Annotated in this window: 19 protein-coding genes; 11 read left to right on the top strand and 8 right to left on the bottom strand. The window is 44.6% G+C overall.

Going from position 1 to position 19,629, the window contains the following annotated elements; genetic code table 11:
- Positions 1-43 precede the first annotated feature (43 nt).
- Positions 44-607: a hypothetical protein gene (locus ABD937_RS14730; RefSeq protein WP_345256519.1), complete on the top strand. Its 564-nt coding sequence runs from the start codon at positions 44-46 to the stop codon at positions 605-607.
- A gap of 45 nt (positions 608-652) precedes the next feature.
- On the opposite strand, the gene ABD937_RS14725 is transcribed toward ABD937_RS14730, so the two are convergent.
- Entirely contained in the window at positions 653-991 is a 339-nt protein-coding gene (locus tag ABD937_RS14725) for a hypothetical protein (RefSeq protein ID WP_345256518.1), read from the bottom strand.
- 208 nt (positions 992-1,199) lie between these two features.
- Between ABD937_RS14725 and ABD937_RS14720 the strand changes: the two genes are divergently transcribed.
- A complete protein-coding gene (locus ABD937_RS14720; RefSeq protein WP_345256517.1) occupies positions 1,200-1,982 on the top strand; it encodes a hypothetical protein in 783 nt (260 codons plus the stop codon).
- A gap of 379 nt (positions 1,983-2,361) precedes the next feature.
- Here ABD937_RS14720 and ABD937_RS14715 read toward each other — a convergent pair whose 3' ends face one another.
- The gene (locus ABD937_RS14715; RefSeq protein ID WP_345256516.1) at positions 2,362-3,243 is read right to left on the bottom strand and encodes a hypothetical protein; all 882 of its coding nucleotides are present in this window, start codon (positions 3,241-3,243) and stop codon (positions 2,362-2,364) included.
- A gap of 182 nt (positions 3,244-3,425) precedes the next feature.
- Here ABD937_RS14715 and ABD937_RS14710 point away from each other — a divergent pair, with 182 nt between their 5' ends.
- The 3 genes from ABD937_RS14710 (at position 3,426) to ABD937_RS14700 (ending at position 6,031) form a co-directional block, all read left to right on the top strand.
- Positions 3,426-4,193, top strand: coding sequence for an abortive infection family protein (locus ABD937_RS14710; RefSeq protein WP_345256515.1), 768 nt, complete (start codon positions 3,426-3,428; stop codon positions 4,191-4,193).
- 3 nt (positions 4,194-4,196) lie between these two features.
- A complete protein-coding gene (locus ABD937_RS14705) occupies positions 4,197-4,658 on the top strand; it encodes a hypothetical protein (protein ID WP_345256514.1) in 462 nt (153 codons plus the stop codon).
- A gap of 668 nt (positions 4,659-5,326) precedes the next feature.
- A complete protein-coding gene (locus ABD937_RS14700; RefSeq protein ID WP_345256513.1) occupies positions 5,327-6,031 on the top strand; it encodes a hypothetical protein in 705 nt (234 codons plus the stop codon).
- A 401-nt stretch (positions 6,032-6,432) separates the two neighbouring features.
- On the opposite strand, the gene ABD937_RS14695 is transcribed toward ABD937_RS14700, so the two are convergent.
- Both ABD937_RS14695 and ABD937_RS14690 read right to left on the bottom strand, forming a co-directional pair.
- Positions 6,433-7,878 (bottom strand): hypothetical protein, encoded by a 1,446-nt coding sequence (locus ABD937_RS14695; protein ID WP_345256512.1) that lies wholly within the window; start codon positions 7,876-7,878, stop codon positions 6,433-6,435.
- Between the two features lie 229 nt (positions 7,879-8,107).
- Entirely contained in the window at positions 8,108-9,265 is a 1,158-nt protein-coding gene (locus ABD937_RS14690) for a site-specific integrase (protein WP_345256511.1), read from the bottom strand.
- Positions 9,266-9,514: 249 nt separating this feature from the next.
- Between ABD937_RS14690 and ABD937_RS14685 the strand changes: the two genes are divergently transcribed.
- Positions 9,515-10,285, top strand: a complete 771-nt coding sequence (locus tag ABD937_RS14685; RefSeq protein WP_345256510.1) for a hypothetical protein — start codon at positions 9,515-9,517, stop codon at positions 10,283-10,285.
- 37 nt (positions 10,286-10,322) lie between these two features.
- Positions 10,323-11,915, top strand: a complete 1,593-nt coding sequence (locus tag ABD937_RS14680) for a DnaA ATPase domain-containing protein (protein ID WP_345256509.1) — start codon at positions 10,323-10,325, stop codon at positions 11,913-11,915.
- 278 nt (positions 11,916-12,193) lie between these two features.
- Here the strand turns inward: ABD937_RS14680 and ABD937_RS14675 are convergent, their stop codons facing one another.
- Genes ABD937_RS14675 through ABD937_RS14665 form a run of 3 tightly spaced genes read right to left on the bottom strand, consistent with a single transcriptional unit; the run spans position 12,194 to position 13,944 of the window.
- Entirely contained in the window at positions 12,194-12,964 is a 771-nt protein-coding gene (locus tag ABD937_RS14675; protein WP_345256508.1) for an ImmA/IrrE family metallo-endopeptidase, read from the bottom strand.
- A complete protein-coding gene (locus ABD937_RS14670; RefSeq protein WP_345256507.1) occupies positions 12,948-13,349 on the bottom strand; it encodes a hypothetical protein in 402 nt (133 codons plus the stop codon). Before ABD937_RS14670 ends, ABD937_RS14675 begins: the two co-directional genes overlap by 17 nt.
- Before the next feature lies 1 nt (position 13,350).
- Positions 13,351-13,944, bottom strand: a complete 594-nt coding sequence (locus ABD937_RS14665) for a hypothetical protein (RefSeq protein WP_345256506.1) — start codon at positions 13,942-13,944, stop codon at positions 13,351-13,353.
- Between the two features lie 113 nt (positions 13,945-14,057).
- On the opposite strand from ABD937_RS14665, the gene ABD937_RS14660 reads away from it, so the two are divergent.
- From ABD937_RS14660 to ABD937_RS14650, 4 genes are all read left to right on the top strand, one after another.
- Positions 14,058-15,068, top strand: coding sequence for a cyclic GMP-AMP synthase DncV-like nucleotidyltransferase (locus tag ABD937_RS14660; protein WP_345256505.1), 1,011 nt, complete (start codon positions 14,058-14,060; stop codon positions 15,066-15,068).
- On the top strand, positions 15,058-15,483 hold the full coding sequence (locus tag ABD937_RS23950) for a type II CBASS E2 protein (RefSeq protein ID WP_484489537.1): 426 nt from the start codon (positions 15,058-15,060) through the stop codon (positions 15,481-15,483). The genes ABD937_RS14660 and ABD937_RS23950 overlap by 11 nt, the downstream gene beginning before the upstream one ends.
- A gap of 4 nt (positions 15,484-15,487) precedes the next feature.
- Positions 15,488-16,453: an STING domain-containing protein gene (locus ABD937_RS14655; RefSeq protein ID WP_345256504.1), complete on the top strand. Its 966-nt coding sequence runs from the start codon at positions 15,488-15,490 to the stop codon at positions 16,451-16,453.
- Between the two features lie 473 nt (positions 16,454-16,926).
- Positions 16,927-17,580, top strand: a complete 654-nt coding sequence (locus tag ABD937_RS14650) for a response regulator (protein WP_345256503.1) — start codon at positions 16,927-16,929, stop codon at positions 17,578-17,580.
- 177 nt (positions 17,581-17,757) lie between these two features.
- Here the strand turns inward: ABD937_RS14650 and ABD937_RS14645 are convergent, their stop codons facing one another.
- Complete coding sequence (locus ABD937_RS14645) at positions 17,758-19,611, bottom strand: PIN-like domain-containing protein (protein WP_345256502.1); 1,854 nt, start codon at positions 19,609-19,611, stop codon at positions 17,758-17,760.
- Between the last annotated feature and the right edge of the window lie 18 nt (positions 19,612-19,629).

The following is a 19,629-nucleotide window of genomic DNA, read 5'->3' as shown; positions in this document are numbered from 1 at the left end:
TGTATATCAGTTTCTATATATTTTTAGCCTCAAAGCAACTATTATGATAAAGCACTTTGCGACCACCTTACCGATGGATACTTATAATCGAGATTTGGAAGAAGCAGCCTCAGTACTTAGAGCGGAGCCTGAGGAAGTGCTATCAATAAAGATTCGTCCAATCAAGGAACAGAATGGTCAGTATGTAAATGAGTATGTATACGGCTCTGAGAACGGCGAGTTTTTAGAATACCTGTCCTCGCTTCAGGGATATAAGGTTGAATCCAATTATAGCTCCGCCATTGTTGAGAACGCGACGGGACAGAAGGTGTTGTTCAGTATTCATGAGAGCGGGCCAGAGTTCTTCTTATTGGCCGTTCAGTTTATGGAACATATGAACACAATAAGTGATTTTGTGGAATACTACTTTAAGGCCTTTATAAGAAAGAATGATGAGCTGACGAAAGAGTATGGCAGGCCCAAGTATGGCGATGTCAGCTTGGAAGTGCGCACATATAACAACGGTGCTGATGTCGAAGCCATTGTGAAAATCAGTCAGGCTGATAATGTTGATTGGAAGCAACTGCGAAAGACTATTAAGGCAATGGGTAAGTATAAAAAAAAATAAGGCAGATGGGTATAGGACCCACCTGCCTTTAGCCAGCTTTATGAGCTATGCAATCTGGCTATCCACGGTAGGCAGCTCCTTCATTCCCATTTTTTCCTCCGGCACATAAGCCCACCGGTAATTTAGTTCCAAGACTTCTCCTTGCTCCGTTACATAGTTGTACGGAGCGCATTCGACGCGAACAATCGTCCCGGGAATCTCACGTCCAATAAACGCTTTAGCAGACTCGAAGTCCACTGTAACTGGCATCGTCGACTTGCGTACGGTGCCATAGAATAAGCCTGTCTTCTGGCTTTGCACGAGCTCTAAGTCGCCAGACAGTTCGAGAAGCACGAAATTTCCATTCTCTCCTTCACGGAGTACGACATTTGTTACCTTGACCATGGGATAAACTTTTAAGGTTTTAAAACTTATGAGATTTAGTGGCCGGGGGTACCCCGACCTGCGCTGTGAGACCCGGGTTGTTTGAAGGGGAGGACCCAGGGGGTGTCTATACAAAGTGCGTTTGCCCAAAAGAAAAGGGCGCAAAAAATACAATAGAAAAAAACAAGACAGAAACCTGAGATGCCTTGGCTATCTTAACTTAGAGTCTGTGGAGAGCAAACTTTTATATTTCTATTCAAGTGCCAGTACGACAATACTCCTGCGTGTCTATACAGACGGTAGTGCGGTTTGGTGCAACGTCGGCCGGGCTGTTAAGGACTTTGATAAGGTAATGACCTGGTTCAACATAGGCTGTGTTAAACCGGGTGTCAAAAGCGGGAAGTACACTTATGACGGCAAGTCGTTTCAGCTTCGATTAAGTGATAAACAACAAACATCATTTTCTGGTGCGTTCAAAGGAGACGCTCTTCAACTGTTTAGGATGTCGAATTCTAATGTTGGAAAGGCCATGATGGACTTCCTGCCTTATGGTGGGGTTGGTTCATTCAAGTTCTCCGACAAACCACTTGTAAGGACTAATCACCTTGGCTCGATTAATTTGAGCTCCTATGCGTTTGCCGAGTCAATCGTCACTGCTAAGGTCGTTCAACAAAGGAAGGAGCCCAAGAATGACTTGTTGGATGCCATTCGCGCTCCAACAAGTAGGTATATAGACCCTCCTTCCACGGTGATACACGACTATAGAAAGATGCAAGAGGCAGCGAAGGCTGAAGAGTTAATGAGATGGAAACAAGCTAAGTCGAACTTCTTTTCTGGGTTGCTTGGAGTAGTACTATCCGTATTATTCTTAGGCTCCATATTTACAATGTGCACTAGGAAACGAGTAGGGTGCAAGTGCGAAGATGGCACCGAAAGTTACGCAACGGGGTCAGGCGCTTGCTCTTGGCATGGCGGCGTTAGATACTGGAATCACTCCTATTGGTGGAACTAAGATGTTTTATGAATTTCACTAGCTTGGTATATAAGAGTAAGCAGGCCGTATTATTTAATGGCATGGATGCTTATACTTTCATTAAATTTTTCGGAGCTGGTACCGTCATCAATGACTTCTGTTTTGTAGATAGGTATGTTCGAGAAGGAGTACTTGAGAGGTTCAACACGCTATTTGAAAGCGGGTATTACGCTAATGATTTTACTAATCTAGAGGACGGAGAATATTATGAAACCTTTCGGACCGAGTTTGTAATCCATCATTGCTATGGGTTGGGTGATGGTCGAATGCTTCTAGTTACTGTAGACGATGTAGGTAATTTAATGGGTCATACTGAGTATGAACTAATAGACGGAGTTTGCCCTTGTTAGATACCCACTCACCGGAATGGTTTTGAAGAGGAAAGAGGTGGATTTCTGTATGTGAGTGTATAAGTAGGCGCTTCTGCCTTCTTTTTTGTTGCAATAACATTGCCCACTGTCATTAACGTCATGTACTTAGCTAACGGCTCGTTTATCCTCATCGCCTTCAATAGCTCGAAGCTCTGCATGCCATTAAGTATCGGTATCTCAATCTCGCCAGTTTCCTTTAAATATACTTTCTCAAGCAGTTCCATGGCGGGGAGGCTAGAAAGATTGATAAAGTAGCAAAAGCCTGCGATATAAAAAGTTGCCATCGGGCGACCTTCGATAACGCCTACCCAGGGGCTAGTTAAGAACCTGACCAGTTCACCATTTACATTCTTCAAGCCTACGATTGAAACCCTGTATTCATCTTCTTTGCCTGGGAGGCGGCGGAGTAGTAGGGATTTGATGCATTCTGCATCTTCCTTGGAGAGGGTAACAGCATTGAAGAAACGCTGTGAAGATGTATGAGCTCTCCAGACAATTGATAAAACGAACAGCTTGAATTTTGTGTAGTCTAGATTTGAAGCATATATACTACGAATTCCATCGTTGCTGATTCTATTCTCGAATACTGGTGCGGTCTTGCTCGTCCCACCATTTAGTATCATAGCAGCGTATCGCTCAAGTTGCCCGAGCCTCTCATGTTCACACTTATCACATAATATATACTTCTCAAACACTCCGGTTTGGTGTATGCGAGGCCGACTTGTGCTGTCAGTATTATTGAGCATTACCATACGGTTGGTCTGGTCCCTTATTCCATCGTACAGAAAGTCAGGGATAATATGAGACTTTCGAATCAGCCTGGCGGTGACTCCGCAAAGTTTACATGGTGCATTCTGGTTGATTGCCATAAGGGCCTGTATTGCTCTGGATAAAGGTAGCTAAAAATGTTAGCATTGCCTTGCCGTCAGTTTAAGAAGAAGACACACGTTAATGGCGCAGAATCAGCTTTCTTCTTATATTGGTTGCACCAACCAACTGTATGGCTAACATTTCTTACATCGAACGCATAAGGCTAGAAACTCTGTTTCAGATGAGCGGAGGCTTCGTGCTTGACTTCTCAAATAATACGTTTCAGGACTTCTTCAAGTACAATACGGGGCGCAACATTTATGACGACAAGTACGGCGATAAAGGAAACTCTAAAGCAAACCGTTTACGGTGCTTCTGGGAGGTGGAACCGAACCTAGTGGTAGCAAAGGTATTGCGGGAGTTAGCGACTTATTGGAGAGAGGTATTAATGGGCGGCTGCTACGTATCTGATGAAGAATATGAGGCTTTTACTTTCTGTTTAAGAGTTGTAGAAAAACTAGAAGCTGAAGGAGACTTGGACATAGATGCTATCAAGACTGATGGGAATGACGAAGATTTCGATAGGTTAGCACAAGAGATAAGGGAAGCAATTGAGAGAGATGCTCCTGACGTATCATTAGATAGGCTCCACACATTTGTTACAAAGCATATTAGAAAGCTATGTGATAAGCATGCGTTGGAGCACAATAAGGAGATGGCCCTTCATGGTCTTTTCGGCCGATATGTAAACCACCTCAAGAAGTGCGGTCACTTAGAGTCTGGTATGTCTGAGAAGATATTAAAGACATCCATATCGGTTCTTGAGGAGTTTAATCATGTGCGTAATCATCATTCCTTCGCACACGATAATAGCCTTTTGAACTATGACGAGAGTCGGCTTATATTCAAGTCAATCTCCAGCCTAGTGGAGTTCATTAAAGCCCTTGAGAGCCGTGTGGACAATAAAGCAAGGCTAGAAATCAATACAGACGAACAACTGCCTTTTTAACCTATGTGTCGAGTCTCTAATCAGATAAAGTTCTGCACTTGTGCCAAGCCGGATGAACTTGCTCAACTCAAAAGTTATTGGGTGTTTCATTCCTTTGACCAGGATAAGGGAATTCATATGATGGGTCGTCCCCTATTTCCTGCAAGCATAGACCTGAAAGATGATGCGGCAAATAAGAAGATTCTATTGGTAAGAATCAATGAGCCAGATGCCTTTGATATGCCACTCAGCCCTAAAGAGCGTGATGCTTTGATTATTGTCTTTGAAGTGCCGCGTCAGAAAGGAGAATACATGGACCATGGCAGTTTTGTGAGGTATCAGTTTCAATTTAAGGCGGGCAAGTGGGTTACCCACCATTACAAATACTTCGAAGTCGAATGCACTCACAATGAAGAGAAATGGGGTAAAGTAGTGGCAGAGATAGACTGGTCTACATTCAGAAATAGAAACGACAACCATTTCTAGATAGCAGACTAAATTAAGTAGCTGAAGCGTTTATGTGCCAAGTATCCGATAAGATAAAGTTTTGTACCTGCAGCAATCTAGAAGACATCAATGAACTAGATAACTATTGGGTTTTCCACACATATGTAAAAGGAAAGAATGTGGAGTTGGTAGGGGAGCCTTTGGCGCCGCCTTCACTCATTACCTTCGATGATGCACATAATCGGAGGGTTCTGTTGGAAAGGGTCAATGACCCAGGCGCCTTTGATATTCCTTTGCACCCTAAAGAAAGGGATAGGCTGCAAGTCTCCTTTAGTGTGCCGGAAGGTGGGTATAAGGGTATCTTGACATATGGCTTTAGGTCCAGAAAAGGTAAGTGGGTAGAATGTGAATATGAGTCATTCGATTGGTATAGGAGGCATGATGAAACGATTGGCGGAGAAGCGATAGATTCCTTTGAGTAATTCAGGCGCAGTGTATGGCGACCAATAACAAAGCGTCTCTGGACCTTAAGACAGAAACGTTCTCTCCAAAATCATTATTTCAACTACTCGCTTAAGCAAATGGACACACAGTCAGACGATAGGCGTATTGATGAAAGGTATAGGATTGTAAATGGGATATTTTCGACTCTTCGCCCAAAAATTGTTGCAGACATACAAAGGGCGAAGCATTCATTAACCTTGCACATGCTTTATAGAGCAACATTGAAGGTTGATACTTTAGTTGGGCTTTTTTTGAAGCATAATAACCTCGAACATTATTATCCCAATTCTATTCTATTCAGAACAATTGTTGAGCACTTCTTAACAGCTCTATTTGTTGGAATCCGAAATGATATCGAGAAGTCGGACGAGGCAGCACTTGATTACTACACTGGATATCTTGATTCTGAAATAATCAAACGGACTGCATATGATTTACGCCTAGAGGGAATGTTGCATAACGTTGAAAAGAATGATAGTCTAGAGAATATCAATCGTGCTCTAGACCAAGCGTGGTCACAAAGCGACAGAGAGAGAATACATAAAGTCGAATACAGATTCGATATAAAGAACATTATGAAGTTCCTGATTCACGGAATTCCAGAGTCACATGAATATGCTGACATTATGGATTCTTATCCTGTTCTAATAAAAGCATACAATATCACGTCAAGTTATGTTCATGGAGGCCCTACCGCTGAATTTGAACAATATGAATGGTTTGAGGCGAGCGTTCAGCAAACCCGGTTGGATAAGTTTGGTACTTTTAGTAAACTGATGGCGTTGCAGATAAAGGAAATGATTCTGTTTAGGCTTTTGGAGTATAGTCGACGCGAATATTATCCGGCATGCATCCCGCTTGAGATGTTTTTAAGAGAGAAGTATGTAAGCCAATCACGAAAACAATAGATTTCTCTACCCCTGTCTGAAGTTGATACGGTTTTATAGAATAGGATAGTGTTATTAAAAAAATAGGCCAGAGCCTTGTCATTCTACATTGTACGCGACCTTCGGTGTAAGCTATATTCAACGACACTTATGGTGTCTTTGCTTTGTATAACAGGCATCATGTGAAGAATGGCGGGGTTGCGTTAAGACCCTTGGACTTATTCTGAGGTGTTCTGTCGTTGGGTGGTCAGAGAGCATTATCTATATTCTCCTATGTGAGACGGATTTCTGCGATGGTGTTAGCGGGTTGTTTACTCGAGATGTAGCCCTGCCAGTGTTTGTTCTACATATGTGAGGCAAAAAAAGTAGCCCTCCATATAGGAAGGCTAATGTATAGTGTTTTTATTGATTCGCTTAGAGTTTTAATGGGGCATCTGCCATCTCTCTTCCTCAAGCTTTGGCGTCACTCCTACAAGTCGATTAACTTCTTCTTCTATTACCTGCTTTACATATGCTTGATGCCCGTCTAGAGTTACAATACTATCGTGAATAGTGAATAGGGGAAGCCCAGGCTGTTCCCTAGCTATCCTCTTAGCAGCCCCTTTGAGTACACAATGGCTTTCGACGAGCTGGATAATCTTTGCTAGTAACGTGTATTGCTTGCGCTGCTCGCGTCTGAAGAACGTGTTCCTCTTTATCCTGTTGAAGACCTCAAACACCTCAGGATACATGCCTATAAGTACTTCAGAGGGCTTGTAGAAGGGGCGAGTGAACATAGTTGGGCATTCATAGAACGTCCGTAACACCTCCCGTTTTACAGCTTGCCTGTCGTTCACGCGACTAGCAAGTTCTATCCGCTGTTGCTCGCATAAAGTGCTATGCAGCTTCGACATAAACGCCTCATAAATGTTGCCGCCGACGACAGAGTTCCGAAAGTTCGATGTGTGGAACCCGCCACTGGTAAGGGGTTCAGGCCTTTTCCGAATCGTAATACCTCTATATAGTTCCTCCTCCTTCCTTATCTCCTTATATAGTTCCTCGTTTATTTTTGATAGGCGGAGCCTATCGGAGGAGCTTTTTGAGCACATCCAGAAATCGGTATCCAGAAGACGTGTAGAGAAGAACGGCTGAGAATTCTTTATATCCATGCTTACTAGCCCCTGACCTTTGTAGGTCACGAACTTCCTCAGCTCCTTATTGTGGAACGTGAACATTCCATGTAGACGTCCGCCGAACTCGCAGACGGAGAAGTCAAGCTCGGTTATGGACTTATTCGCAATCTTATTAATGAACCACATCGACGCATTGTAGGCGTCCGTCTTGGCACGTCTTTCTGCTCGTGCCACATTACAATTCATCAACTCCTGGTCTAAGTGATTCTTCGCCCATCTACGCGCGCCATCAGCGTCTATTTCGAGGTCGTTTGTGAGATACCAATCAACGATATGCTTATACGGCTTTAGGGACAGCTTCCTTTCCTTACGTTGCAGCTCATCCTGCTCTCGCAGAGTGCTCCTAAGTATTGAGTCGGTAACCTCCTGTTCCATATATCCATCAAGTGCTAATCGGTCTGAGAGACGGTATCCCTTACTTTTTACACCTTGAACCCAATACCCATCGCATTCAAGATATCCTTGCCTGACGAGGTATGCCATATGTTGCTTATAGTCTTCGTGTATTCTTCTTAAGTAATCTGCCTTTAATGGGATAAAGCCATTATGCTTTTCATTGTAGCCTCCGTGCTTCATACTTTGTGTGATTACGAGGTGAATGAAGTAGGCGAGGATGTGTTTAGCTCTCTTACCTCCAGGTAATGAGCATTCTGAACCGTCGAAAGTGAGGTTTTTGGGTATGAGTATATTACTCACAAGTGATAGAAGTTGAGATGGAATTAAAACTCCTTCTTAATCCTTCTTTGTTCCTGCAATAAGTGTAGTGCTAAGTCTGCTAATTATTCGGCGATATCTTCAAACCAGCTCTGGGAGAGCCTTTCAGCCGGTCGGCGTAAAGCAAATATACAACAATCGCAAGGCGATTCCAAAAAAAGTTAGGCCCCTTTACAGAAGGCCTAACCCTAAATCAATACATCGCAAACTGCTATCGAGCGTCATTGCTATTACCGCTTATCGCCGGCAAGGCTTTAGGGAGCCCAAGCTGGTGTGTATAATTCCTCAACGCTGTCTCTGGATTATTGCCCATTAAAAATGCCGTCATTACGGGAGTTATACCATCCGCGATACATCTGCTTCCGAATGTATGCCGACAAGCATATAAGACTCGATGCTCGATGCCCAAGCCTTTAAGGACCTTACTGAAGATGCGTTTCTGGAACATGCTATCGTCTATGGCCTTCCCCTTGGGCGATTTAAAAACTAAGTCCTCAGGACCCTTTCCTTCCAACAGGGGCTCAACAACTACTCTAAGCTCTTCAGACATTGGAATAACACGATGCTTACCATTCTTGGTATCTTTTCGCACGCGCGCTGCTGCATTTGTGCCTTTGAGCGACCTAGCTAAAGCTTCATTGATGTAAATGCAATTGCGCTGCAAGTCAACGTGCTTCACTCTAAGCCCCACTCCTTCTGCATTGCGTACTCCGGTTGAGAACATAAAGAACAGAAATGGGTAGTAATGCGAATGCCTGACCTGTTGCCCGTCGCTAGAAAAGCTGTCCTTTCTAAAAGCTTCTAGGATTCTGACTATCTCATACTCGGTGAATGGCTTCCGATTAGCTTTCTCAGTTCGCTTTGCCTTCTTAGGCAAAACCTCCTCCAATGGATTCTCTGGAACCGCTTTTGACTTAACCGCCCAAGTGAAGAAGGCACGTAGAAGGGTCAAACGCCGATTATACGTCCTGGGGGCTATGTTCTCAGCGTTTAAGAGCCGTACCACACTTCTTGTGTCGAACCTCCCCCACCGTCGCATCATATTGCGGGTAGAGTTATAGTCGATATCCTTCTCACAATCCATGTTGCGATAGTCCCTTACCCAGCCCTCGAATAGCTCAATGATGGTCTTTGGCTCCTGCTCTGCCGCCTTTTGCCCTGGGCGATACTTATCTAGGCTTAGGTCTAAGGAGCATGACCTAATGTCCTGCTCAATCTGGAGTGCTACCTTTTTCGCCTCCAGAAGGTTTGCTCTATTGTAAGCGAACAGATTAATGGCATAGCGCTTTCCTAGATACCTGAAGCGCAGCCTGATGCGTCCGTCGATGTTCTCGATACTGACGGAGCCCTTTGGATTTTTCGTACCCATTCCGTACCCATTTTGAAGTGACGGGTGTTGAAAAGGGTATAAACAGGACAGTGACGGACATAAAAAAACCCCGCGTTTCCGCGAGGCTCTTTTAAAGCGTGGAGAGCGGCGGACAAAACTCGAACCTTTTTGAAATTGAATTACTGTTAATCAATGACTTATGCGCCTAATTACAATTTTTTCTGGGCTTAATAGGTGACAATCGATCATACCACCGCGCTTGGTTTTTTTGTACATTCACAGTTAGCAATGGGTCTAAGCGATCAATTTCTAGATGAGCGTATTGTGGCGGCCGGTGCAGCGCACCCGGCACTCCCGTTGTTTCACTGCTTCGAAGCCATTTATATTCAGAGGATATTGGACAGCATGCAGCTAAAGCCGCGTCTCTGCAACGTTTATCATGAGGAACTGCTTTACCTGTTCTACGGAAAGCCGTCCTACAAATCGGCAAATGACAATTCGAACCCAGGTTACCTGTCACCGGTTTGCTTTATGATCAACTGGAACGCAGTGCCGAGCATCAAACGAGCATTGGCTTTCGATTCGGGGGCTTTCGATCGCTACGACGGTTTTTTCCACAAATCCATGGGCCGGGAAGAGTTTCAACTAAATCCCAACATTGACGCCATCAGAAAAATTATTGACTTCTTCTACTACAGTAATACGAGGTACTTCAAAGGTCAGGCGAGGCAGGAGCTTCCTCCATATGATCAAGTGCATTATCAAGTTGAAGGATACCACTCGCTCATCACCAGCAGCCGCGAGTCAACCACCGATGACCGTCGCGCTACAATTGAAATTCAATTGGACTATCCAATTGACATTACTTCTGACAACATAGACGCAATCGTGCTTCCGGAACACTTGGATAAATCACCAACTGTCAGGCGCATTCTTGATGGGTTGAGTATTCCGACCCTGTCTTACTCAGATTTTGGCGTCGCATCGAGAAATTACTACGTCCACCTGCTGGACAAGGTCCAAAAATTAATGATCGATAAGAAATTACTCAATGCCTAACAAAAATCGATATCAAGTTTACGGGTACCTCGAGTACGTGCCGGATGATGTCGGCTTTGTAACTCCTGTTTTTTCCGATGGTTCTGGTAGTTTTTTTATTCAGGTTGGAAGTCGGTGCCGACAATTTATTGAATGGCAAACTTTAGATGAAGGCTATTCGACGCTTGTAAAGAAATATGGTGCCTCGCCTTCCGAACATTCGGTCGATTCTCCTATTTATGGATTCAAGAATGAAGAAAAGATTATTTACCTGAATGGACGCGAAATGGACGCATTTCTGAAACAGGAGTTGGATAATGGAAAAGTCCACATTAGTCAGCTTGCGCAAGCCTTTTTCGACAAATGGGAGAAATTAGAGTTACCAAAACAGCCAAGCTCAAAAGAAGAAGTATGGGACTTATCGCTTCAAATTGTCTCACACGATAGTGAAAGGCTCGCTCAAATTTTTCGAAATCAACTGGTACCGATTTCTTTCGACGGAAAAACGCTCCGCATCCAGTCGAACAATAAGCCAGCAAAGCAACTTTTTGAACAGAAGTTTCAACTGAAGATAGAAACTGAACTGAAAGAATCTGATATACATATTGTATTTGAGGAACAATACGAGAGCGGCCTAACACTTCCTCCATTTGTCTATTATGGTGGGCATGATGCAATCTATACCGCGGGAAGTTTTATCTTACAAACTGCTATAAACCCACATCAAGACTTTGACAACTTTGTAGTAGGCGATTTTAACGAGAAAGCATTCCTGAGAGCCCAAGAACTCTTTTCTTTAAAGCCGTCAAATTTCGCAGTTGTACAGGGAGCATGGGGAGTGGGAAAAACTCATTTTATCAATGCGATTGCTAATCGATGTAAAGCTGCAACTGACAATGTTGGCTTCTACCGGATCGTAGATCCGTCTGGCACCGGGAAATTAGACAATGAAGCAATCGACACCTTTTACCGCAGTGCCGAACATCAAAAAATCGTCATCGTTGACGACATTCACTGGGTTAGCAAGGAAAAGAACTTTGCTCGACTCGTCGAAATCCTAAAAGCATGGTCGGATCAAGGCAAAAACATTATCATTTCGCAAAGAAACGATTTAGCTATGCCCTTGGTGGCAGAGCAAATAAGACACGCAGACACCCTTACTCTAAATCCACCAAAGGAGGCCGATAAGAGCCGTTTAATTAGGGCAAAAGTTCAAGATTATGAAATTCCGCTGACGGAAACCGCCATCGCCAGGCTATCCCAAAATGCTGAAATTTCCTCTGTTGCCGACGTCGAGTTGTATCTCAGCAGGGCTCTTGTTTTAAATCAACTAGGAACTCAATTTTCGGATTTCAATTCATTGAGAAAACTTTTTGAGAGGAAATATAAGTCACCCGACTCTTTACCCTTTTCATCGTCTATTGATATCGACCACATACGTCCTTCAAAGCTGGGTGACGACATCTTTTATCATTTTGCCTTCGGATTATTCAAAGAAAAATCAAATTACTCTTCCGAACCGTTTATCAATTCGCAAAATAATATTTTCCAATATTCACTTACGCATTTGCAAAAAATGCTTTTTGAGAATAAAAGTTTTAAAGACACGGTGATTTCTATCATACGAAACGCCATCATTCATAATCTATAGCCGGCTATTGAGGTAAAGTAAATAGTGGCGCACGACGTCATATAGATTAATGATGCCGGAGTCAATTGTATTGTGCACGGAAAATTTATACTTTCTCGGAGAATCAATTCGGTAACTACATATCAAATTAATTCCACTAGATCGCCTCCTCAATTTTATGCCAACCAGCAAAAGGCTTGGACGATTTGCTGCGGACTTTCAGGACATGCAAGTTTCAGCTTAATCCAAGATTCCATCTTGGAAGCGAACTAACATATCTGCAATAGCAAGAGTGGTCTTTACGACCAAAGACAGACCATAAGCCCTTTTTGTGAAACGCGGAAACACTGTTCCCAGAGTTTCCGTTTGGCATTGTCTCGAAGCTTGAAATCGTCCGGAAACCATTCAATTGCATCCACCTGAACAGGTTTATTCTCCAACGGCTTTCCACTGAAAAAGTCGCCCGCGACCGTCCACGCCGGCACTCGTGTACCGTATGGCAGGTATGGAAATGAGAAATCTTTTGAGTTCATCTTCCACTTAATAACACCGTCATCGATAAATATGACCATTATTGGGAAATGACCTATCCTACAGTACCTTATGAGTGCTGCGGTGAGGGAGACGGAGAAGTACTCTGCCAACTGCTCGATCAGTCCAATGTTGAGCTTTTTGCCCTTGAACCTTTCTGTGAACAGCGCATTAGGCATCAGCAATTCCTCTGCAAAAGCGTTTGCCTCTTGCTCATGCGCACCTTTCGTATGCCATTCTGAAAGCGTCATTGAGTTATCGACGAATAGCTTGAGGCCTCTGTGTAACACGAAGTGTCCGATCTCGTGGGCTAACACGAAATTCAATTTTCCACGATGGGTAATGGACGCGTTTAACTTGATGATTGCAGATGTCTTTGACATAATGATCCGTCCTTCACAGCCTTCCAAAGCCTCGACTTCCACAATTGCTCCAATAGAGGATGCGATTTCGTCCAAAGAAACATCCCCTGGTCGTCCCCAACCTATATCATTTAGCAAGTCTTGCGCTGCCTGGACCGCTCTAATGATCTGAGCCATCGATGCGTTCTTTCAAAAGTTCAATCATCGAAAGGATCTCCGTGTCTTCAAGGATAGACGACTTGTCTTTTTCAGTAATTTCTTCAAATTTTCGAAACAAAGGCACGAGGTCCATTTGGTCTTCCGGCCTCAATAATTTTTTCAATTCATCAATTCCCTTTTCCTTAAGGGCCTGAACCTGCTCAAATGCCCGTTGAAAGTACTGCCTGTTAGCTTCGGCTTTGTATTTTGTCTTCAGTAATTTTATCTTTTTAAGATGCAGCGACACGCGTTGTTTCTCTTGATCGCTCAACTCGTCCATTACATCTGGTCCATCTGCATGAAAATTCAATTCCATGAGCAAGCCATACAAATTACTTAATATCTGCTTTGCACTGTTTTCCATATCAATCAACCAGTTGTTTCTTTTTAACCGTGCGAATGAGCTTTTCTCTTAGTTTATCGAATTGACGTACTGTCTTGTCCATTAGAGCGGCTATTTCAGATCTTGTCTTTCCTTCTTTGATAGCGTCCCATATGAAGAACAGTTCCTCGTCATCCTTTACTGCCTCATCTACATCACCAACCATTATCGCGTACACTTTCTCATATATTTCATTAGCACCTGAATCTATCTCCCTCTCGTAAAATTCCTCGTCGATTTCACTGTATGTCACCCGGGATAAATTAGCCCTTTCTGTTTGTGAGTGCTCAATAGCTTTCGACATGTAGCTCCCAATAATGCGTATCATTTGCTCGGCAATGTCCATCCCATCCTTGAATTCCCATTCTCCCGATATTATTCTTTCGTATGCCAAGCTTATATAATGATCTGACGCCTCTGCTCCAAGCCTAGAGGCTGCATGTACACCATAAAGTGTCTTCTTCCTGAGCTTGATGCTTAGGTGCTTTACACATTTAGCCAATGCTTCTTGCCATTCCTTGTCGGTAATCGCTGCCAGCTTCTTCTGATTTCTCTGATAATAGGGACCTAATTCCATAACTATTTAACCCGAAAAAAGTTTTTTACACCAATGGTGTAATCTTCCCGAAAGGCGGTTAATACAAAAATGAGAAGTCAGTTTTTCTCATTGGAAAAATAAAATTAATATATATGGCAAACTGCAACAAACTGTTTATGGATTTCTGTAAAGAAATCACGCCTTCACAGGAGGAAATGCAAATAATGAAGACCTCACGTCAGGCGCTGGAAAAGAAGATCACGGAAAAAATCAAGGACAAGCTGGGTGTAACGCCATCGTATTACACACAGGGTTCCGGTGCTCATGGCATGAAAACTATCATTATCAAAGAAGATGGTACGTACGATGTGGATAGGGGCGTCTATCTGCCCGAAAAACCTGATGTAACTCCTGAAACCGTCCAGTCTTATGTATACGACGCTGTAAAAAACCACACAGATGGAGGTGCTGAGCACCGGAAGAAGTGCATTCGGGTGTTTTACAAATGCGCCTACAACATTGACTTCCCTGTATATTATCAAGTCGATGGGGAAACTTACAGTTATCTCGCCATCAAAGGTGACGGATGGATCAAGGACGACCCCGAACAGATGATAAAATGGTTTAAAGATTATAAGGATAGTGATGGGCAGCTGATCCGTGTAATAAAGTACCTAAAAGCATGGGCTTCAAAGTGTTCCTTCAAAACACCCAGTGGCATCGCATTGGCAGTTTGGGCAGCTAAAAACTTCGTTGCGAATACGGACCGTGACGACAAGTGTCTCCTTGACGTGCTAAAGGGTATCAGGAATGCCTGTTGGTGGTCGGTATCCTGTATCTCACCGGTTGAGCCATTTGACGATCTAACGGCAAAGCTCAATGAAGATCAGAAAACCAAATTCAAATCCGCTTTAGATAGTTTTATAGCTGGTGCAGAGCTAGCGGTGTCGGAAGAAAACCAACTCATCGCCTCAAAAGAATGGAAAAAATATTTGGGCGAAAGGTTTCCTGAAGGGTTGGACGAAAATGTTGACAAGCGCTTAAGCTCGCTACTGAGCACAGCTGCCACTGTGCTTTCTAACACAGCCAGGCTGGATAAATTGGGGGTTGTGAATCAATCTTCAGGCGTGCCACATCAAACACACCGAAATTATGGCAGTTAGTAAGTTCATACCAGTAACAACACCGAATAGAGGTAAGCAGGCTGCTCTTCAGAAGCACCTGTTAGAAAAGCACTATTCGTTTCTCGCTCTTACAGTACAAGGCGATACGCTGGAATGCATCGGGCAATGTCAGCCATCTGAACATTCTCCTGTTTATCAGTACAAAGTAATCTACAACGCCGCCAAACCACCTAAAGTGTTTGTCATAAGCCCAAAAATAACCTATGATGAAAATGTACACATGTACAGTGACGGCAGCCTATGTCTATACTATCCGAAAGATTTTAGTTGGACTTCTTCGTCAAATCTCCATGACACTATCATACCATGGACGCACGAGTGGTTCATATTTTATGAACTTTATTTGTTAACCAGCGAATGGAAACACCCGTTCGTCGATCATAAAAGAATTTGATTTTATGGATTTTACACCAAATATTTTCATCGGCTCTTCTAGGGAGGGGCAAAAAATAGCCTTGCAGATAGCGGAAGAGTTCGAAGGATTTGCACAATGTCGCTTATGGATGGAAGCTTTTGATTTCGGGGCCAGTAATTATGACAACTTGATACGGCAAATTGCACTTTACGACTATGCCATTCTCATAGCGACGGCTGACGATGTGTTAGAATCCCGGAAGCAGGTTTTCCATAGTGTCCGTGATAATGTTCTATTCGAATTCGGTTTGTTCGCAGGAGGGCTTGGTAAGAGCAGAGCATTTTATATTATCGAAGAGGGGACAAAGATACCAAGCGACCTCAACGGCATATCATTACCATCTCTACCTAAAAGAACTTCAAAGAAATTTCCGGCAGCTTTGGCAGACATCGTATCAAAGATCAAAGCTCACATACTAGGAAAAGAACACACCTTCGACTTGAGTTTTCTACCTTCTACGGTATTAGCATACGGCTACTTTTCAAACTTCGTCGAGCGAACGGTGGAGAGATTATTGGAGGACAAGGCCGAAGGCAAGCTCTTCACTTTGCAGAATGACAGCACGTTTCAAATCGAAAGCCTCAAGTTCTCCATTCTTATTCCAGATGACTTAAGTGACGACATGTTTAAGAAAGTTTCCGCTAAAAGGTTGAAAGATGGCTGGCAAAAGCTGAAAGTCGACCCTAAGCATGTCCGCGACTATGATTTCTCAATCGACATAACAAAAGCATCAGAGGGGCTGCTTCATCTGGTTGACATACCGTTCACTCTTAATGCCTTGAATCTTGCCATCGAGCTTTATTCTACTAAAGAGCATTTGGGGAAAGATGCTAGGGAGTCGCTATTAGAGTATCGGGAGATCAGAAATTTTAAGCGTACACTGGAGTACTTGGTTGCCAGAAGCACATTAACCCGCCGGGTCGTTTCTATAGAAATTGTGCCGATTTGATCAATGACTTGTCTTAAGAACTGGCCAAGTTGAAATGCTGACCCAGAAATACACGGTGTTACTGTCATGGGGGACGCCGGTATGTTCGTGGAGGTTGCACCAGAAAAGTTTTGAAATGGCCAAACAACATTCGATGGTCGAGCAACTCGCCAAAGTAGATATTTCAAAGACTGCGGAGATTCTAAGAATTGAAAAAGCACTTTGGATAACATGGAAACATATGGATTACTGGAGGTCTCTAGATCTGTCTCACGCATTTCGTCTACTTAGGGATACCCCTAAGGACTCCGTCTACAGTCAAAAACGCTATTGTCTATGGCCCTCGACTAAGCAAAACTGACCGGATTTCGTACATTTCAGTTCAAGAGTCGAACTCCTATAGCTACTGAACGCGTAACTTAGCTATCTCACCGCAGCCTACCTTGAGTAGGACCATGATGATTTAAACCCAAATTGCATCCGCAACCTCCACCATGTTTGAAAACGAAACGATCCGAGTCGTGATCGCTGACGACCACGTACTTTTTAGAGAGGGTCTGCGCCTTTTATTGCAACGACTGAAACTACTTGACATAGAGGTTGTCTTGGAAGCTAACAACGGCTTGGAGGTGCTTGATTTCCTCGAAAAGGCGACTGCCGACATCGTACTCATGGATGTTCAGATGCCCGTCATGGACGGCATCGAAGCTACAGCACTTCTTAACCAGCGATATCCCGCCATAAGTGTGATAGCCCTTTCATCCTTTGGCGAGTCAATTTCTGTGGCAGAGATGATTGAGGCAGGCGCCCGGGGCTACCTCCTTAAAAACACTTCGAAAGAAGAACTAGCCCATGCTATCTCCCAAGTTTTAGCCGGAGAACTTTTTATTGCCCCCGGCTTGGAGGTAGATATACCCGCCACCCCCCGGTCGCATGTTTCCGGATTTCCACCACACTTGACAGCCAGGGAACAAGAGATTCTCCAACTCATTTGCGAAGGGAAGACCAGCAAGGAAATTGCCCGCGTGCTATGGATAAGTAAGCGTACCGTCGATGGACACCGCGAGCGCATTATGCAAAAGACGGGTAGTAGGAATCTGGCAGAAATCCTTCGCTATGCGTGGCGCCGGCAACTCTTTTGCATGTAGGCAAGATGTCGGCCGCTATTTATTCTTAGGCTCTTCGTCTGCGTACTTCGTTGCTTACCATTTCTAACTGGAATCGTCCCTAACGGCACCGACCGATGTGAAGGGCAACAGCCTTCAATAATCCCACCCTTTTCAAATTACTAGGCCAATTCCGTCCCATTACCCCCCAAGAGCTCACTAAACTGGGAAATCCGGGGGTGGCAGAACGAGCTCTTCAAAAGGCACGCGGCGGATCTGATGGCTAAACGGATAGCTGAAAACATAAGACGCTTCCGGGTCCATCTGCGGAACAAACAAGAGTTCGAGCTGCCCATCCGGGATGGCGAGCGCGCGCGAAATCTCCCTCTTCAACTCTCCAGCTGTTTTGTCTCCATAAAAGAATGTATCGGGCATAGAGCCAGGGAAAGCAACCAGGAACTCCCGGTCAACGAGATGAACGGAGCGGATATAAGCTGAGATACGCTCCTCACCATGTGGGTCGTAGATGACTTCGATCGTGGCCAGTTCCGGGGCCGTATTGGGCTGTACAACAAGTCGGTGCTCTACTGCGGCGAGCGCTGCCCGGATAAACGCGATGTTCTGTTGGTAGGCGGGCTGGGTCTGGAGCGCAAAAAGAAATTCCATAAACCCGGTTTTCAGGTTTACGCCCCGGTAAGCGCCCTCACTGTTGAAATACAATTCATAGAACATGCCGTTCACGAGATGCTCGCGAAGGAATGCTTCCACATGCGTTAAGTGGGTAGCTAATTGCTCGAGGAAACTGATTGCCTTAAAAGCGCCACCGCAGGCTGCTTGATAAAGGTTGCGCCCCAGCACAAAGAGATAGTCCTGTGCGAACTCGGTTGTAGGCGTAGCTGCCGGAAGAAGCCGTAGGAAATCATCTACAGCGTCGTTCTGACTGTACCAGTTATAAGATTTTAGCCGGGAAATCAAATTACCAGTTGATGCGTCGCTGCTTTGGTAGCGAATGTCCGCCAATGCGTTTTCCGAATAGACGGCATGAGCTTGCGGGTGGGCATGACCTGCCGCAGACGGTCCCTCGACTTCCGCTGTTTGGGGGACAACTTCGGGATCAGGTCCGACCGGCGTAGGTGCTTCCGATTGGGCGGCCGGCTCTTCTGGTGGAGCAGCCGGCGGACGTGCGGGCACAGAAGGCGCGGGCGTGTCCTTACGGCCTTTCTTCTTTTGCTGCTCATTGATCTGAACTGCCGCCGAAAGATCCGCGAAAAGACTGTTCTCCTGCAGCCAAAGGATTTTTACCAGGTCTGCAAATTTGATAATGTGCACTTCTTCAGAGCCGGTATAATGCCAGAACTCAAAAACGAGGCGCGGATCAATCACCGTAAAGTCTGAGTTGTACTCCTTTCGTCCCGAAACTTCCACTTGCAATGGGGGATAGACAAGATCTTTCTTTCCATCATTGGTGACCAGAACAACCTTACGGATATTCTGCGCCTTGCTGTACTCGAGAATTTCGCGCCAGATGATCAGGTCGCCGTATTTGTTCGTCAGTTTGGTCTCATCCTGGAAACCCGGTGGTACACGTCCCATATAGCGGGCGTCAGCCGGAAGATGAAGCTCCTCGATCAGCCGGTAGATGTCGGATTGCAGGATAACCGGTTCGAAGCGTTCTATAAACTCCGTATTTAGTTTACTGTAATTGGCGGTCACCTCTTTGCTGACACTGCGTATACGACCTATGCCCTCGGTTACGGCGTCCAGCTCACGGAAATACTCCGCCTTATCAGCGTACGAGCTCCCGCGTAATAACTCATCATCTACGTACATCTTCAAAAAGCGACGCATATGCTCCATCTCCTTCTGAATCGTCTTAAGCTTCTTGAGATCCTCCAGGTAACCTCCTACCTGTTGCACCACAAAACGGCTTGCATACTCGTTGACCGACCAAGAGGCGAGGCGCACCTTGCGTTTCACGATCTCTGCATCTACCCAGCGATAAAACTCGCGTCGCGCCCCGGAGTTGATCTTAAATAGCTGAGCGAAGAGGTTGGTATCGAAAAAATCCGACAATCATCCTGCCTTAAAAGC

Source organism: Flaviaestuariibacter amylovorans, from assembly GCF_039541815.1.
Lineage (GTDB): Bacteria > Bacteroidota > Bacteroidia > Chitinophagales > Chitinophagaceae > Flavisolibacter > Flavisolibacter amylovorans.
The sequence above is the reverse complement of the archived record's forward strand: the minus strand, read 5'-3'. Positions and strand labels throughout refer to the sequence as shown.

What these genes read in the sequence shown, in the direction of transcription:
- ABD937_RS14730 (WP_345256519.1), top strand. Translation starts at nt 44, where the DNA reads ATGATAAAGCACTTTGCGACCACCTTACCGATGGATACTTATAATCGA.
- ABD937_RS14725 (WP_345256518.1), bottom strand. Translation starts at nt 991, where the DNA reads ATGGTCAAGGTAACAAATGTCGTACTCCGTGAAGGAGAGAATGGAAAT.
- ABD937_RS14715 (WP_345256516.1), bottom strand. Translation starts at nt 3,243, where the DNA reads ATGGCAATCAACCAGAATGCACCATGTAAACTTTGCGGAGTCACCGCC.
- ABD937_RS14710 (WP_345256515.1), top strand. Translation starts at nt 3,426, where the DNA reads ATGAGCGGAGGCTTCGTGCTTGACTTCTCAAATAATACGTTTCAGGAC.
- ABD937_RS14705 (WP_345256514.1), top strand. Translation starts at nt 4,197, where the DNA reads ATGTGTCGAGTCTCTAATCAGATAAAGTTCTGCACTTGTGCCAAGCCG.
- ABD937_RS14700 (WP_345256513.1), top strand. Translation starts at nt 5,327, where the DNA reads ATGCTTTATAGAGCAACATTGAAGGTTGATACTTTAGTTGGGCTTTTT.
- ABD937_RS14690 (WP_345256511.1), bottom strand. Translation starts at nt 9,265, where the DNA reads ATGGGTACGAAAAATCCAAAGGGCTCCGTCAGTATCGAGAACATCGAC.
- ABD937_RS14685 (WP_345256510.1), top strand. Translation starts at nt 9,515, where the DNA reads ATGGGTCTAAGCGATCAATTTCTAGATGAGCGTATTGTGGCGGCCGGT.
- ABD937_RS14675 (WP_345256508.1), bottom strand. Translation starts at nt 12,964, where the DNA reads ATGGCTCAGATCATTAGAGCGGTCCAGGCAGCGCAAGACTTGCTAAAT.
- ABD937_RS14670 (WP_345256507.1), bottom strand. Translation starts at nt 13,349, where the DNA reads ATGGAAAACAGTGCAAAGCAGATATTAAGTAATTTGTATGGCTTGCTC.
- ABD937_RS14665 (WP_345256506.1), bottom strand. Translation starts at nt 13,944, where the DNA reads ATGGAATTAGGTCCCTATTATCAGAGAAATCAGAAGAAGCTGGCAGCG.
- ABD937_RS14660 (WP_345256505.1), top strand. Translation starts at nt 14,058, where the DNA reads ATGGCAAACTGCAACAAACTGTTTATGGATTTCTGTAAAGAAATCACG.
- ABD937_RS23950 (WP_484489537.1), top strand. Translation starts at nt 15,058, where the DNA reads ATGGCAGTTAGTAAGTTCATACCAGTAACAACACCGAATAGAGGTAAG.
- ABD937_RS14655 (WP_345256504.1), top strand. Translation starts at nt 15,488, where the DNA reads ATGGATTTTACACCAAATATTTTCATCGGCTCTTCTAGGGAGGGGCAA.
- ABD937_RS14650 (WP_345256503.1), top strand. Translation starts at nt 16,927, where the DNA reads ATGTTTGAAAACGAAACGATCCGAGTCGTGATCGCTGACGACCACGTA.